14 protein-coding genes and 2 pseudogenes are annotated in these 16,030 nt (G+C 41.1%); 6 read left to right on the plus strand and 10 right to left on the minus strand.

The window, feature by feature from the left end; genetic code table 11:
• Nucleotides 1-67: 67 nt before the first annotated feature.
• The gene (cobJ, locus tag V7L31_RS05695; RefSeq protein ID WP_442944363.1) at nt 68-1,786 is read right to left on the minus strand and encodes a precorrin-3B C(17)-methyltransferase; all 1,719 of its coding nucleotides are present in this window, start codon (nt 1,784-1,786) and stop codon (nt 68-70) included.
• A 157-nt stretch (nt 1,787-1,943) separates the two neighbouring features.
• Between cobJ and V7L31_RS05700 the strand changes: the two genes are divergently transcribed.
• Complete coding sequence (locus V7L31_RS05700) at nt 1,944-2,312, plus strand: PH domain-containing protein (RefSeq protein ID WP_334695344.1); 369 nt, start codon at nt 1,944-1,946, stop codon at nt 2,310-2,312.
• 2 nt (nt 2,313-2,314) lie between these two features.
• Here V7L31_RS05700 and V7L31_RS05705 read toward each other — a convergent pair whose 3' ends face one another.
• Nucleotides 2,315-2,536 (minus strand): type II toxin-antitoxin system HicB family antitoxin, encoded by a 222-nt coding sequence (locus V7L31_RS05705; protein WP_334695345.1) that lies wholly within the window; start codon nt 2,534-2,536, stop codon nt 2,315-2,317.
• A gap of 181 nt (nt 2,537-2,717) precedes the next feature.
• A complete protein-coding gene (locus V7L31_RS05710; RefSeq protein WP_334695346.1) occupies nt 2,718-3,107 on the minus strand; it encodes a hypothetical protein in 390 nt (129 codons plus the stop codon).
• A gap of 187 nt (nt 3,108-3,294) precedes the next feature.
• Here V7L31_RS05710 and V7L31_RS05715 point away from each other — a divergent pair.
• The 3 genes and pseudogenes from V7L31_RS05715 to V7L31_RS05725 form a co-directional block, all read left to right on the plus strand.
• Nucleotides 3,295-3,542: pseudogene (locus V7L31_RS05715) on the plus strand (ISKra4 family transposase); the annotation flags it as partial.
• A 249-nt stretch (nt 3,543-3,791) separates the two neighbouring features.
• Nucleotides 3,792-4,160, plus strand: a pseudogene (locus V7L31_RS05720) (protein kinase domain-containing protein); the annotation flags it as partial.
• Between the two features lie 46 nt (nt 4,161-4,206).
• On the plus strand, nt 4,207-6,378 hold the full coding sequence (locus V7L31_RS05725) for a PAS domain-containing sensor histidine kinase (protein ID WP_334695347.1): 2,172 nt from the start codon (nt 4,207-4,209) through the stop codon (nt 6,376-6,378).
• Nucleotides 6,379-6,712: 334 nt separating this feature from the next.
• Here the strand turns inward: V7L31_RS05725 and V7L31_RS05730 are convergent, their stop codons facing one another.
• On the minus strand, nt 6,713-6,880 hold the full coding sequence (locus tag V7L31_RS05730; protein ID WP_179065628.1) for a CopG family transcriptional regulator: 168 nt from the start codon (nt 6,878-6,880) through the stop codon (nt 6,713-6,715).
• A 908-nt stretch (nt 6,881-7,788) separates the two neighbouring features.
• On the opposite strand from V7L31_RS05730, the gene V7L31_RS05735 reads away from it, so the two are divergent.
• Nucleotides 7,789-8,988, plus strand: a complete 1,200-nt coding sequence (locus tag V7L31_RS05735; RefSeq protein ID WP_179065629.1) for an acyl-CoA dehydrogenase family protein — start codon at nt 7,789-7,791, stop codon at nt 8,986-8,988.
• A 184-nt stretch (nt 8,989-9,172) separates the two neighbouring features.
• On the plus strand, nt 9,173-9,352 hold the full coding sequence (locus tag V7L31_RS05740) for a hypothetical protein (RefSeq protein WP_334695348.1): 180 nt from the start codon (nt 9,173-9,175) through the stop codon (nt 9,350-9,352).
• Here V7L31_RS05740 and V7L31_RS05745 read toward each other — a convergent pair.
• The 6 genes from V7L31_RS05745 to V7L31_RS05770 all read right to left on the minus strand — a co-directional run bounded on the left by V7L31_RS05745 (nt 9,349) and on the right by V7L31_RS05770 (nt 15,946).
• Nucleotides 9,349-10,101, minus strand: a complete 753-nt coding sequence (locus tag V7L31_RS05745) for a thioesterase II family protein (protein WP_334695349.1) — start codon at nt 10,099-10,101, stop codon at nt 9,349-9,351. The genes V7L31_RS05740 and V7L31_RS05745 overlap by 4 nt on opposite strands.
• Nucleotides 10,102-10,116: 15 nt before the next feature.
• The gene (locus tag V7L31_RS05750) at nt 10,117-11,004 is read right to left on the minus strand and encodes a cyclopropane-fatty-acyl-phospholipid synthase family protein (protein ID WP_334695350.1); all 888 of its coding nucleotides are present in this window, start codon (nt 11,002-11,004) and stop codon (nt 10,117-10,119) included.
• Between the two features lie 123 nt (nt 11,005-11,127).
• Entirely contained in the window at nt 11,128-11,463 is a 336-nt protein-coding gene (locus V7L31_RS05755; RefSeq protein WP_334695351.1) for an acyl carrier protein, read from the minus strand.
• Between the two features lie 473 nt (nt 11,464-11,936).
• On the minus strand, nt 11,937-12,905 hold the full coding sequence (locus tag V7L31_RS05760) for an acyl-CoA desaturase (protein ID WP_334695352.1): 969 nt from the start codon (nt 12,903-12,905) through the stop codon (nt 11,937-11,939).
• 54 nt (nt 12,906-12,959) lie between these two features.
• Nucleotides 12,960-14,693: a fatty acyl-AMP ligase gene (locus V7L31_RS05765; RefSeq protein ID WP_334695353.1), complete on the minus strand. Its 1,734-nt coding sequence runs from the start codon at nt 14,691-14,693 to the stop codon at nt 12,960-12,962.
• Between the two features lie 725 nt (nt 14,694-15,418).
• Nucleotides 15,419-15,946 (minus strand): transposase, encoded by a 528-nt coding sequence (locus V7L31_RS05770; RefSeq protein WP_442944360.1) that lies wholly within the window; start codon nt 15,944-15,946, stop codon nt 15,419-15,421.
• Nucleotides 15,947-16,030: the final 84 nt, after the last annotated feature.

Consider the following 16,030-nt stretch of genomic DNA (forward strand, 5'->3'; position numbering starts at 1 on the left):
ATTCGATTATGCAAATTAGAGTTTTTTAGCCGATTAAGAGAGTTTCAACCCTGTTCCCTACTGGCTGTTAGGTATAGCGACGCGGTGTATAAACCCAGATGCTACCATCGCTGCGCTTGATGGTTCTGGTTTTTGTGGAACCAACGAGAATAATTGTCCGCATATCAGCGCTTGCTGGTGTTAACTGGTCAAGTGCGATCGCTTTTACCGTCTGTCCTGGTCTACCGAGATTCCGTGCTAATACTACTGGTGTATCTGGTGTGCGATGTTGCAGCAAAATATTTCTCGCTTCTGCTAGTTGCCAGGTGCGCTCTTTGGAAACAGGATTGTAGAAAGCAATCACAAAATCAGCCTCAGCAGCAGCAGTAATTCGTTGTGCGATCGCAGACCAAGGCTTCAAAATATCAGAGAGGGAAATAGCACAGAAGTCATGCCCCAAGGGCGCGCCAATGGCTGCTGCTGCTGCCTGCATTGCAGAGATGCCTGGGGCTACATGAATATCGATACTTTCCCATTCGGGTTTACGATCGCGATCGCATACCTCAAAAACTGCTGTTGCCATTGCATAGATACCGGGGTCGCCAGAGGAAACTACAGCTACATATCGCCCAGATGCGGCTAAATCAAGAGCCATCTTTGCCCGTGCTTCTTCTTCTCGGTTGTCGGATTCATGCCGTTCTTTGCCATCAGCTAGAGAACCAACTAAATCTAAATAGGTTTTATAACCTACGAGGTCAGTTGCCGATTTGAGTATCTCCTTGACTTCTGGAGACATCCATTGCGCTCCACCAGGGCCAGTGCCAATAATCGCTAACCGTCCGCGTGGCTGACCGATGGTGTTGGGGTCTATTGGTTGCGGGGCAATAGCGATCGCAATGTTAGGAGAAGGGGAAGATAAGGGAGATGTGTCTGTAGCGGCGATCGCTGCGGCTTGGGCGGGGCTATAACCCTGTGAAAGTAGACTTTCTAGCTGATTTGGGGTAAAAAAGCGGGCAGGTACTCCCAAGGCGCTAGCTACGGCGTGAATTGTGGGATCGGCGGCGGTAGCGATGGGTGCAAATATGCCGGCGACTGATGTTTTTTCTAGTTTGGCAGCAGCTAGTAGCTGCTGGACTAAAGCTAATGCATCATCAATGATGTCACTAATTGCGATCGCGATCGTTGCTGGGTGGTAGATAAGACTGTTGGTTGTGGGAGTTACCAAACGTTCTGTAACTTGAATCGTCAAATCTCCCTGTGGATCTATAGGCAGTTTACTATCGCTCAACCAAGGTGCTATTCCTTCTAGCTTGACTTGCGCCCCAGCTAGCACATCTGAGATAAATTTCTTCGCATCGTCTGGGTTCGCTAAATGGTATCCAGTTGGAGGAGATAACAGCGTTGTGCCCAAACGTAAATCGCCTGTGGTCGTAATTGCTGGTTTGACATCCAGTGCTTCAGCAATGCGGCGTGCCAAATCATTTACCCCACCAAGTCCACCCAATAGGGGGACAACAGCGCTACCATCTTCAGCTACAGCTAGCACTGGTGGTTCTTGTCGTTTATCTGAAAGGAGCGGAGCTAACGTCCTAATTAAAATGCCGGTGGCACAAATGCCAATCAGCGGCCTTCCTTGGGCAAATAACTCGCGCAGCGTCTCGCCAAAGTTCGTAAAGCTGACATCAACTCCAGATGTGCGACCCTCTAGACCGTATAGCGTCGCCCCTGGTAGAACACTGATTATTTTGCGTGCTACTGTCACGCTATTTTGACCTAATATTACAATGGCGGGTGCAACGTTTATCATCATAAGTAGATATCTTGCAAAATTTGATATCCTTCAAATGAAACCACAGATTTAGACATGCAGCGACTTTATGCGAGGTGCGATACCAAAGAAAACAATAAGCCCTGACATAATAGCTTCTATTTTTCGCCGACGTAAAATCAATAGTAAAGTTGTTATGTCTTTCAACAGCTTTTCTGACGAAACGAAAGCTTATGTATTAGAAGGAGTAGCTTTAGCATCAGATGAAAAACCATGTATTTTGAGCTTTGTAAATTTGAACCATTGGTGCTTAATTACTAATGAAAGATTAATTTGGACAAATTATCAGGAATTTAATAATCTGCATTATGAGGCTATTGAAACGGTAGATATAAATAAAGAAAGTCTATTACGTTTAGGAGCATACTTCAAAAAGCAGAATCAAGAAATAAATATAAAAACAGAATCAGGAGAAAACTTTATTGTTAATATAGGCGAAGCAGGTGGAAGTGTCTTTGCTTTATTAAGTGTTCTAGGCTGGGCTGTTGCTAAGAAAAAACACTAGCTTTAGCTGGCATTTGTAATTACCAGTTCAACGTCTTCGGGTAAAGAACGTCCTTGTTCTTTGTATTCCTCCTGAATCATTTCAAAAACATAGACAAGTTCAGCACGAGCTTCATCTGGCGTTTGTCCCCAAGTGTGACAACCGGAAATCGCTGGTATGTAGGGGACAAATGTACCATTGTTATCGGGACGGATAACAGCAGTGTAGTCTTGTAAAGACTTCATGGGGATAGCTGCAAGTTTGAGTTACATCTTCAGTTTACAGCGATCGCATCTCTCAAAAAAAGTGCGATCGCTTCTTAAAATTGGGGACTGTAAACTCATAAGATTTGAATGGAGATTGGGATTCCAAGCAAATATCCAAAGTATTTTTCCCCAGTTCCTAGTTCCCCATCCCCAACTCAACTCAACTCACTTTACGCTCTTTCAAGACTTGATCTAACAAGTTTCTAGCAGGTTGTGCTTTCGCCAACGCTACTTGATGGTCATTATAAGCACGAACAAGGCGAGAAAGACTGCTCACACCTGCCTTGAGTTGTTCAAGTTCTTCACCAGCTACCAGTTCTCCATCCAGCATCCGCCCAATCAATGGTTTGATATCACCCACTTCCTGCCGGACTTTTTGGAGTTTTTCTAGGGTACTCAGTAAAGTTTTTAGTGAGTTCAATATATCGTCAATATCCTGGGCATCCTCTACTGGTTCAGGCGAATTTTCAATTGTTGCCGTGTCTTTGTCTGAAACTGTAGGCAATTCCTCTACAGACGTTTCACTTGTAACCCCGTTTGCTCTTGCCATCAACGCTTCCTCAAGGAATTTTCCTCAGTGTATCGCTGATCTCAAGTTGCCAAAGATAATATTGTCATAATTCGTTAAACGAGATTGCATACATTTGAGCATATCCCTCTTACCCTTAAAGCCAAGGTTGGTAAATTACAGAAGAATCCACAGCTTTGTTATTCAGTTATTATTGCCTTGAAACCGCTTCACTGATTGTAAGGGTAAACAAGCACAAAACTTTTGCTGTTATCTTGATAAGCATTGCGATCGCACTATTAACTCCGAATATCATCAAGCTGGACAAATTTGTTTAATTGGTTCTGGTTCGGTTGAATCTGCCGTTAAACAGATTGATCGTCGAACAAAGATTCTGGGGCACAATGGAAACGAGAAAATGTCCCTCAAGTCCTGGCTCATCGCTCTGCTTATCTCAATGGATTATTGTCAGTTTGAGCCACTTCAAAAAGTGAGATGCTCCCTTTTATCAAGAGCCTAGTACCGCAAGGCGGAATTAAAAATTAAAAATTAAAAATGAATATAGCGTAAGCGTTTCATTGGTTTGGAATGGGTGGTTTATTTACGCCGTGTTGTACTAGCAATTCTAAATATAAAGTTAAACCACAGTAATATTTGCCAATTAACATTAAACTGCCGTTACTAATTTGGGAACAATAAATTTAGAAATCACTAGGATTTAGCAGTATGTTCAGTAATTGTGTGACTATTCCTGGATACCAGGTCAGTGAAGAAATCTCTAATGGTTCGAGAACCATAGTTTACCCTGGGTATCGAGAAACTGACTCATTACCTGTAGCGATGGTGATGAAAAATTTTGGTGGAATTTCTCTAAAAGATTATTTTGATCGCAACCAAACACAGGGCATCGGGTCTTTAGGAGAGTTTTTACAAATAGCAATCGCACTATATCATACCTTAGATATACTCTATAGTCAGCGCATCATTTATAAAGACATTAAGACGAGTAATATTTTAATTAATCCTGAAACTAAACAAGTGAAATTAATCGACTTTAGTATTGCCTCTCTATTACCAAGAGAAACGCAAATGCTATTTGCACTGTTAATTCCAGTTCGACAGTAAGCGGGAGAAACAAGTCATGTATACTGAAGAACTAGAACATGAAATACTCTTTCTCCGTCAGCAAAATGCTGAATTACAGAAGCAATTAGCAAAATCCACCAGTGAATTCAGTGCAAGAATCACTCAACTAGAACAAAAACTCAAAGAATCAAAACAACTATTACAAAGCGATCGCCAAGCAGAATTAGCCGAATTACTGGCATTGTTTAACGCCATACAAGATGTAATTCTTATCCTTGATGCAGAAGGACGCTATCTGAAAATTGCTCCTAGCGGCGCGCCTTTAATGTACCAACCACCAGCGGAACTACTAGGCAAAACCATCCACGAAGTTTTTCCTTCCGCTTTTGCAGACTCTTTTCTCGACTGTATTCAACAGGCACTAAAAACTAAGAAAGCTGTCAAAATCGAATATAGTTTACCCATTGGCGATCGCGAAGTTTGGTTTGAGGCGAGTATTTCGCCAATGAGCGAGGAAACTGTTGTTTGTGTAGCGAGAGATATTAGCGATGTTTACAATGAGCTTCTTTTACGCAAAGCAGCTGAGGCAGCCCTAATTCAACAAGAAGCTCGCTATCGCAACATTTTTGAGACTGTGAATGATGGCATCAGTGTTATTGATTTAGATACTGGTAAAATTGTCGCTGCTAATCCGGCTTTTTATCAAATGCATGGTTATTCTCAAGCAGAATTTTTGCAATTAATTCCTACAGATTTCATCCATCCCGATTATTTTCATATATTCGGGAAATTTATCAAATCAATTAAAAAAGGAGATGAATTTCACACTCAGGCTGTAGACATCCGCAAAGATGGTACTTACCTTGATATAGAAGTTACAGGCAAACTTTTGAGCTACAATGGCAAACCCCACGCACTTTCGGTAGTGCGAGATATTAGCGAACGAAAACAAGCAGAACAAGAGCAAAGAAGACTGCTAGCGATTCTGGAAGCCACAACTGACATTGTGGGTATGGCTGATGCAGCCGGAAATAATTGCTACTTAAACAAAGCAGGGCAGAAGATTTTGGATATTCCCGCCTCAGAAACTAACAAGTTTCATATTAGCGAGGTTGTAGGACTATCGATATTAGAGGAATTCCAGAATCAGATTATACCTACCATAGTTCGAGAAGGAATTTGGTCTGGAGAATCTATATTTCGCTGTCGCAATGGTGAAGAGTTTCCAGTTTCTCAAGTACTAATTGCCCATAAAAATGAACAGGGCGAAGTCGAATTCTTCTCAACCATAGCCCGTGACATCCGCGATCGCCAACAAATCGAAGCCCAACTTAGACAACAAGCAGAAGATTTAGCCCAAACTCTGCAAGAACTCCAACGCACTCAAGCACAAATGATTCAGGCAGAAAAAATGTCCAGTCTCGGCCAACTGGTTGCTGGAGTTGCCCATGAAATCAACAACCCTGTCAATTTTATCCACGGTAATCTCAGCCATCTTGAAGAACATACCCAAGATTTATTACGACTAGTTCACCTATATCAATCCAGTAACGTTCCTGAATTTCAGAACGGCAGTTGCTACCCTACGGGAACTTTAAGAACATCTTTATGTGAGGAAATTGACTTAGAGTTCATCCAAGCAGATTTACCCAAAATCTTAAATTCAATGAAAGTCGGCACTCAACGCATCCGTCAGATTGTCTTGTCGTTGCGTACCTTCTCACGCATGGATGAAGCCGAATTTAAAGCAGTGGATATTCACGAAAGCATAGATAGTACTTTAATGATTTTGCAACATCGTCTTAAAGAAAAGCCAGATTTTCCTGAAATTCATGTGAGCAAAAACTACACATACTTACCTTTAGTAGAATGCTACGCCGGACAACTAAATCAGGTGTTTATGAATATTTTGGCAAATGCTATTGATGCCTTAGAAGAAAGAACAAACAATGAAGTTTCTCTACCCACAATTACCATTCAGACCGCATTAATTGATTCTAATTGGGTAAAAATTGCCATCGCTGACAATGGTTTAGGAATGCCAGAAAAAGTTGAAAAACAGGTTTTTAATCCATTTTTTACTACCAAACCTGTGGGGAAGGGAACAGGTATGGGAATGTCTATTAGTTATCAAATTATTACCGAAAAACATGCTGGTAAATTGGAATGTTACTCAAAACTAGGACAAGGAACAGAGTTTGTGATTGCAATTCCAATTCGGCACTAGAGATACTAGAGGGAGTATCTCAACGAAAGCAAATATACCAGGCGATTTCCAATCGCCCAGAACTTTTCAAACATCCTCTTAGACCCCCTATTCGCCAACAGTCTCATAGAATTCGCTAAGTAGGCTCCAAAAAACTGCGATTAGCACGTCCAATAGGCAAAAGTCAGAGTGGAGACTTTCTCCGCTCTGAACTTTGTAAGAGAGTGTTTTTATTTAAATCCCCTAATTTCAGCTATGAGGATTCACTGTTAGCTGATAACTGTTAAGCACTATATTTCATTCACAAATTGAGATAGATGTACTTACCCTGGTTTTATGTTTTGTACAGTCTGATTCACGAGAGTTCAGAAGCTTTTTCCTCTTTAGAAGAAAGAGAGCGAATTAACTCCCGAATTACATCAGTCGCAGGTCTCCCTGTTATCGAACAGTATTGTTCGAGCTTCTGTGCCTCGCTTGAGGTAAGGTTGATGGTAAGTCGTTTAGCAGCCCATTTTTTATTCATGTATTAGACAAGCTATGTTTTTAAACTACTTCTCTAATATCAATCATGTAGACTGCTACTACAATGGTATAACTAATGACATTTCATTCAAGTAATCGTGAAGTTGAATAGGATGTTTCCCTAAGCAATTAGTGAAGATGTCTAGTATTTTGTGAAGTATAAAGTTTAGCTACTTTACAGACAGTAATTATAAACTAAATGTAAAAAATGTCAATGTATATAAATTAAAAGTAAGTATTATCACATAAGCTTTAACGAAACTGTTAGCAAATTGAGCGGCGAGCTAACCCATCAGCCCAAATTCATTGAAAGCGGCGGGAAACTCCATCCCGCAAGTGGCGTGGAGTTTTTTATCATAGAGGTTGGTTTAAACAAGAGAGGTAGGAGTAATACCAATACGGTTCGGTTAGTATATTTGGCTCTCGGAGATCCCCCCAACCCCCCTTAAAAAAGGGGGGCTTCTCCTCCTATTTACCCCCTTAAAAAGGGGGTCGCCGTAGGCGGGGGGATCTTAACCGTATTGGGAGTAATACTGCTATCTGTCTCCTGCCGCGACGCATTGAGAGAAAGGGTTTAGGTCAGAAAACAAAAGCACCATTGTTGGCTGCACTACTAATGATTTGTTCAGATGTGGAGCGATCGCACAATCTTTTAGTTGCCTTGCTCTGTGGAAACTGTTTATGTCATACTTACGAAGCTTGCATCTACTAAAATCCGATCGATTTTAAGTAGTATTGTTAGCGATCGCCAAAAGACCTGAGATCGAGATGAACAAAAGAAAGCAGGATTTAGACTACAAGTAGTTGCGATCGCTTAACTTCGATGGAAGCATCTACAAGTTTGCAGAAACATCAATTTTTTGCGGGATGAGATTCAGTAGTAGTAAAGTGAGTTTTAAAGGAGTATTTATGTCACAGTTGAAGCAAGCAGTGCCAGACACCTTTGTAGCCAAAGGCTTAGAAACTCTCCCCAATATTTTCGAGCGAGTTGAGGCTCTAGCCAAAGACTTTGCCACCCGTGCAGGGGTACATGACAAAGATGGTTCCTTTCCCTTCGAGAATTTTACTGCTTTGCATGAGGCCGGACTACTTAGCCTGACCATCCCGCGTGAATTCGGTGGTCAGGATTTGGGGCTGCCAGCTATCTGCCGAGTGATTGAAGGGATAGCGCGTGGCGATGCTTCCACCGCATTAGTACTGACAATGCACTACCTTCAACATGCTCACGCATCCCGTAGCCGTCGCTGGCATCCAGAAGTATATAAGCGGCTGTGTCGTGAATCAATCGAAGGTATTGCCCTGCTGAATGCTGCCCGTGTTGAACCAGAGTTAGGAACGCCAGCTAGAGGTGGATTGCCTGCGACAATTGCCGAACCAACAACAGAAGGCTGGCGTTTAACAGGACATAAGCAGTACACCACGGGCAGTCCCATTCTCAGTTACTTTGTTGTTTGGGCACGGACAACTGAGGATGAACCACAAGTTGGAAGTTTTCTGGTTCCGCGCGATCTGCCAGGTTTGCAAATTGTCGAAACCTGGGATCACTTGGGGATGAGGGCTACAGGTAGCCACGATCTCATTTTAGAGAATGTATTAATTCCCTCAGAGTATGCTCTCAGTATCAGTCCCATATCTGCTGCACCATCTTTCGATCCGCTAATTTCCACTTGGGGTAGTTTGACAGTGAGTGCCTTATATCTCGGTGTGGCTACTAGTGCGCGAGACTGGCTCACTAAATATCTTTGGGAGCGATCGCCTTCTAATCTTAAAGAGCCACTGGCAACTTTGCCCCGCTTCCAAACTGCTGTAGGTGAAATAGAAGCACTCTTGTTTGCTAACAATAGATTGATTTATAGCTTGGCTGAAGATATTGATAAGGGCGAGTATGAGCCAAATATCGGATTACAAGCACAAGCTGTTAAATATCTCACCACAACTAACTCAATTCGTGCCGTGGAGATTGCCTTAGAACTAACTGGTAATCCTGGTCTATTAAAGAGGAATCCTTTAGAGCGACACTACCGTGACGTTTTGTGCAGCCGTATCCATACACCGCAAAATGATGTTATTTGCCAATCTTTAGGGAAGTCGGTGCTGAAAGTCAAGTGATTAAGGATCGAGGATTGGGGACTAAGTAAGAGTTTTAGCAATGCCCAAGCCTCGATACCTAGTACTTTGTCAAATACTGCACTTAGCGATCGCACCTTAGCTTGAATGGCACCACTCGTCAATTTTTACAACTTGGGAATTTACAGCAGGGCGATCGCGAGAATCCCTAACTCTGGAATTTGCGATGTTTGATTTAACTTACCAAATCCATCTACCCCATCTTCTCTACTGCTTAAGCGTAGCCCGTCGTAGACATCGCCGCATTAAATTAGCGGGAAAGCTCGAAGATTTGGAAGCTTTGGGCTATTCATTAGGATTGGGGTTCTTGCCTTTGATTAAACAGCACTATGGATTGAAATGTTAATAAAGTTTTGCAATACAAGTCAAAACATTTGAGCGAACACTGTTGATGAAAAAATGGTTGCCAGGAAACATACTCACTGTTACAGAGTTATGGGTCTGCTCACGCCAAGCTTCTAGAGCTTCTTGGCTAACTACTCCATCTTGTAAGCCTCCAAACAAAGAGATAGGACAATTGAGTGGAGCTTCAGGAGTATAAATATACGTCTCACCTGTAGCTAAATCAGCTCTCAAGGCAGGCAAGAAAAGTTGCATTAAATCAGCATTTTGCTGAACGGATTCTGGTATTATGCAATTATATCGACGACACAGTTCCTCTACAAATTCTGATGCAGGTAGTTCATGAATAGGTGGAGACAAATCTAGCTTCTGAGGTGCAGGACAACCAGAAATGAAGAGGTGAATAGGACTAGGATTACCAACTCTGCGGATCTCGCGGGACAATTCAAAGCATATCAAAGCCCCCATACTATGACCAAAAAAAGCGAAGGGTAAATCCAAATAGGGGTCTAAGAGTGGTGCTAATGCCTTAACAATTTGTGAGATTTGAGTAAGTGGAGGTTCCTTAAGCCTGTTTTCTCGTCCAGGAAGTTGGATAGGGCAGACTTCAAATTCTGGAGGTAAATCGTTTGACCAAGTACGGAAGCTTGAGGCACCTCTACCAGCATACGGCAAGCAAAATAGGCGAATTCGCGCTTTGGGATTTGGATTTGGACAGGTAACCCAAATATTAGAGATTTGTTGAGTTTTCATTAGCTGGCAAGTAAATTAACTTCGAGAGTTGTTAATTCGGCGTAAAGTAACGCGTAAGAGACCTAAATTTCCAGTTGCAAAGCCAACACAAAAGACTTTGAAGTAGTGTTCAAAATCAGTGACGACTTCATCTCCAGCAATATTAATGGCTTCTTTCCGTACTGCTCTTAACCTTTCCAACCATGCTCGGCAAGTTCGCTCGTAGCCCTCGCGGTCATTATGAAGTGCCACAACTTCAAAAAGTCCTTCAACTGCTTCTATAACATCTATTAGACGAGGTGGGTCTGATTCCGGGAATATATCTTTGGAAATAAACTGAGTTGCTTGTGATTTTCTAGCCACTTCGCGGCGCGTTTTTCCGTATGTAATAGTTTGAAGTGACAAGTATCCGTCAGGCTTCAACCACTCATGACAACGCTGGAAGAAAGTACGATAAGCTTGTACTTTATCTACATCAGATAACTCTATCTTGGCAAAATGTTCAAATGCACCAATTGAAATGATCGAATCATAAGGCACTTCTGGAAAATGATCCAACCAGTTTTCTACACGAACCTCAATTTTTGGGTGGTTGAATGACTTAATCCACTCTGCTTGAGCCACACTCAACGTCAAACCTAGAGCAGACTCTACATTGTTCTCTTCTACAAGGCGTTTTAATACAGCACCCCAACCGCAGCCTATATCTAAAACCCGTTTTGCACCTCTAGCCTTGGATTGGTTGATGTGGTAGTCAATCTTTCTTAACTGTGCTGTGTCAAGCGAGTCATTCTCTTCCCAAAGCGCACCTGAATAGACATTATTACTATCAAGCCAAAGTCGATAAAATTCATTGCCTACGTCATAATGATGTTGAATTGCCTTTGCTGATGCACCAGGATTCTCGGTTTTGATTGCATTCATAACAGTGTCCTAAGTTTTACAAATTGACTCAATTAGATAAAAGTATCCTTCCTCTGCTGATTTCAGGAAAGGATACTGTGGAAAAAATTAGCTGGCTACAAGACTTTTATTAACTACTGATGATTACACCGTAACGTTGAATTCCTCAGCTAAATATTGACTTAATACCTCAATAGTAGGGTACTCGTATAAAAGAGTAGGAGAAAGATCGCGTTTAAGCCAATCCTCCAAATCACTTGTTAGTCCTACAGCCGCTCCTGAATCCAAACCATATCGGTCAAAAGATTCCTGGATATCTATTTCCTTTGAATTTGTTTCTAGTATTTCAGCAAGATAAGAAGTTAACCAAGCTTGAATTGCTTCTTTAGTTATCTCTTTTTGGGAACTTACTTGTTGATTAAGATCGTTCAAGTTTGTAAAAGAATAAGAATTGCTGATTTCAGAAGGTTGTTTGTTCATTTCTAAGACTCCATAATTGACAAAAGCACAACATTTATAGAATTGCTAAAAGTTAAACCGTACTTAGTGCTGTTAGCGATAGCGGGGCGTTGAGCCAGTCCTGAGTCACAACAAGAGTACTCAGTACTTGGGTTTTTGCCCCGCCCCTGATAGGGCCACTGCATTGGGGGGGGTTCCCCGTTGTAGCAAGTGGCGGTGGCGGAATCTTTTTATCAGGAGAAGGTTGATATCCCGCTAGAATTGTGGGCGGCCTTTCAACTTTAAGCCGAGGCACTCTTCATCTAATTCATAATCATTAATTCATAATTCATAACTAAAAAGTGTTTGATTCCTCTGCTTTGAAAAATTGCTTTTCTTCTCCAAGGGGAGAAAACCGCACTTTTCACTATTTCTACAAGCAGTCCTGTTTTAGTTGTGGTTGAAATGCCCATCTAAAACATAATTATGAATTATGAATTATAAATTATGAATTATTAATTAGCATTGATCTTTGCTTGAATCAGGCTCGATGTAGGAACTTTAACATCCCAGGCTAGACCAGTAATTTCGAGAGTACGGATGACCAAATAACCCAGGTCAATTTGCCACCATTTTAGCCCAAACCTTGCTGATTGAGGGAACGCATGGTGGTTGTTATGCCAAGATTCCCCCATCGTTGGGATGGCAAGCAAAGCATTGTTTCTACTGTATTCGTGAGTATTAAAAAGGCGGCTACCAAAGACATGTCCAATTGAGTTAATACTGTAGGTAAGATGGAGAGAAAGGAATAGACGAACTAACCCACCCCATAAGAATCCCGATATAGCTCCTGTCCATGAATGTGTGAGTAGCCCTGCTAATATGCCAGGGATAGCAAGACCTAGAAGTAACCAGATTAAGTACAGTCGATTAACCTTAGCAATAGCAGGGTCTCTAAGTAAGTCTTTGGCAAAGAAGAGAGAGTTTGTAATCTCAGGGTCAAACAACCAACCAATATGGGCATACCATAGTCCACTAACCAAACCCAAGTTCCCCTTAGAGTTTAAGTGTGGAGAATGAGGATCTTCAGGCAAGTCGCTGTACTGATGATGACGCCGATGATTAGCCACCCAGTAAATTGGAGGACCTTGACCAGCCATAGATCCAAGGATAGCTAGGATAACTCGTATGGTTGTATTAGTTTTGTAACTAGTGTGGGCAAATAGTCGGTGATAGCCGACAGTGATCCCACTAAATATTAGAGCATACATACCTAATAAAAGACCGATTTCTAAGTAACTAATCCCCCAAAGCCAAACTTGGATAAAGGCGATTATACATCCTAGTAAAGAAACGATATTTAATGTCAAAACAAAGATTCTCTGCACCTTTATTAGGTAATCATTGTCTATCGATATTTTAGTTATCTTAGGCAAATCTCTAGAGTTACCTAATTCACTTGGATCATTCAATTCACTTACCATTTGTTGATTCCTTTTTGTGTTTGAAACTTTAATCTCTAACTACCCGATTTATAGCTATACCTCCTTTGCATTCCACAAGTTCAGAGTGCCGCCCAGATAACTCGTTCGGCAAGCTTGGCGTTGAATTTTCCCACTGGAGGTCTTTGGGATACTTCCAGTCTTGAGCAAAGCCACGGCATAAATCTGTAAATCATACTGTTCGATTACTGCTTGGCGCATATTCGCAATCACCTGATTAAAATCTAGATTTCGGAGATAATTACGTTCTATCTCTTGAGCAACTACCAGCCGCTCCTCACCTTTCACCTCAACCGAAAATGCTGCACTACAACTTGGTCTAAGTGCTGGGTGACTTTGTTCAACTGTCAGTTCAATATCTTGTGGATAATAATTGCGTCCCCAAATAATGATCAGGTCTTTAAGGCGACCAGTAATAAACAACTCTCCATCCTTTAAAAATCCCAGGTCACCTGTACGTAAAAATGGCCCTATGTCGGTGTCTGTTAAGTACGCCTCGAAGATACGTTGGGAATATTCAGGTTTGTTCCAATATCCTTGAGCTACACTCTGGCTTGATACCCATATTTCTCCTATTTCGTTTGGCAAACATGGAGTCAAAGATTCTGGGTGAACAATAACGATGCTTGTATCAAGCACACTACGACCGCATCCTACAAGCTTTACTACCCTCTGTTTGTCAACGGATACTTCTACAATTTGATTCTGTTCGAGTTTATCTGCGTCAACTGTACAGAAAATCGGTTCATCTTTTACTAGTCCACCTGAAACCATCAAAGTGGCTTCCGCTAACCCATAACATGGATATAAAAATCTGGAATGAAATCCACAGGGTTTGAAAATCTGGGTAAACTGCTCTAATGTCTCTCTGCGAACTGGCTCTGAACCTGTGTAAGCTGTACACCAACTACTCAGGTCTAAAAACTTCATATACTCTGGAGTCACCTTGCGAACGCAAAGATCATAAGCAAAGTTGGGGCCTCCTGAATGAGTTGCTCTGTAATCTGAAATGGCTTGAAGCCATCGTATCGGTCGTTCAAGAAAGAACATAGGCGACATAAGAACACCCAGAAAACCTGTATATAAAGGTTGAATAATCCCATCAATCAGACCCATATCATGGAAATTGGGTAACCAACATACGGATACGCTGGATGAACTAAGTTCAAAAAATTGCTTGATGCATTCAGAATTATGCAGCAGATTGTTATGGCTCACCATTACACCCTTGGGTGTGCCTGTAGATCCCGAAGTGTACTGAAGAAAAGTCAGTGTGTTTTTACTTATAGTTGGTTCCTGCCATTTCTCTGCTAGATTGTCAGGAATGTCATCAACAGCCAACCAGCGTAGAGTTTTCATCTCTGAACACTGGTTAACCCATCGCTCTACGTTGGACAACAGAGATCGTGTGGTTAGGACTACCTTCAACTGTGTATCTGAAACAGTTGTTTGAAGGCGGTGGGTTGAGCGGTTTGGTTTTGGTGGATAAGCAGGAACAGCTATGACTCCAGCGTATAGACATCCCAAAAAAGCAGCGATGAAGTCCAAACCTGGCTGGAAAAGTAGTAAAACTGGTTCTTGAGTGGTTACACAGCTTTGGAGTAATGCAGCGATACTTCGAGCTTGGTAATCTAGCTGCCCATAAGTCAAATTAGACTCTCCAACTTCTCTATTGTTTAGAAAAGTATAGACATTCTCTTCAGGTTGCTGGAGCGATCTCCATCGGAGAAGTTCTACCAAGGTAGAAAATTTACCAGATAGTAGAGCCATAACTTTCACCTATTTGTAAAATTAGAGAAAATTAAAAATCTATCGTTTGGATAAGGCCAAAGGCAGAAGGAAAGAGTGTTTTAGCTTCAATAATTTTGCCAAAATAAGAGCCTACAAAAATTTTGGCTTCCACTGGCGAAATGACCCATACATGAGCATTTAGCTTACAAGGTAGCTTAGACTCTTAAACTCTTTATACTGCGGGCAATACCTTAAATAAACTCTTGCGGTCAACCTTAAAGGAATTATTAGGACTTATTGTTTTTGCCAAGCCTCAGATAAAAGGGAGTTAATACATGAACTCACCTTTATAAATTGGCGAAGGTATTGAGCTTAGTTAATCTTTAATTTGGCATAGATTTGATTTTATTGTGCCAACTTACTCACATATTACCATATATCTCAGAAAAATCACTAATTAGTAATTATTTTTATGTGCTATTTAATACATTTTTCTTGAATAATAAGGAAAAATAATGATATTTTTTCCATAACACTATCTGTCTTATATCCCTCTTCTGTCACTCTCCGGGAGGGCGATCGCTAGAAGCCTGATGAGGCAATCAATACAAGCTATACTATTAGAAAAAAATTGGTCTTGTATTTGTTATTAGAAAAGAATCGCGCGATCGCTTGCTATACAAAAGCTCTAGAATCCAGAAATGGCAAATGTTTTCGGAGAGTGACAGAAGAGGGATATAGCAATCCTAAATCAGTTGTGAAAATCAACTATACATAAATATTTTGGGGAAATTGAAGATTTGATGGTGAATGACAAGTTCAAATAAACGCTTGACAATAGTGAAGGATTTACATAGATGATAAAACTCTCTAACAAAGTTTTTAGCATATAACCAAATATCTTCTACAGGGTTTTGTGTTGGATCATTAGGAGCAAAACGAATACAAGTCACTTTCCATTCGTTTTCGTCTAGCTCTTGATTTACAGATTTTAAATAATCTTGAAATTCAAGTGAACGATGATAACTAGCTCCATCCCAAATCAAAGCAATACGGCTTTTGGGATATTGAGTAAGCAGATATTCTACGAATGCGATCGCCGAAGATGAATCACCTTTTTTGAATGGCTTAATCAAAAATTCCTGAGTGTAATAATTAAGTGCGCCAAAGTATGTCTGCCTTTGTCTTTCGTTAAGAACTGGAACTTCAATTCTTTCTTTAGTATTACCCCAAATATAACCACAAATGTCTCCCCACAACAAATGACACTCATCCTCAAAAAATACAACCATTTCCCCAGACACAATCTCGCTTTGATGTGCATTGAGCCATGCTGTAATTTCTAGTTTTTTTTGCTACTAACTCTGGGTCTTTGC

Origin of the sequence: Nostoc sp. (assembly GCF_036916655.1) — a bacterium.
In the GTDB taxonomy this organism is placed as follows: domain Bacteria; phylum Cyanobacteriota; class Cyanobacteriia; order Cyanobacteriales; family Nostocaceae; genus Nostoc.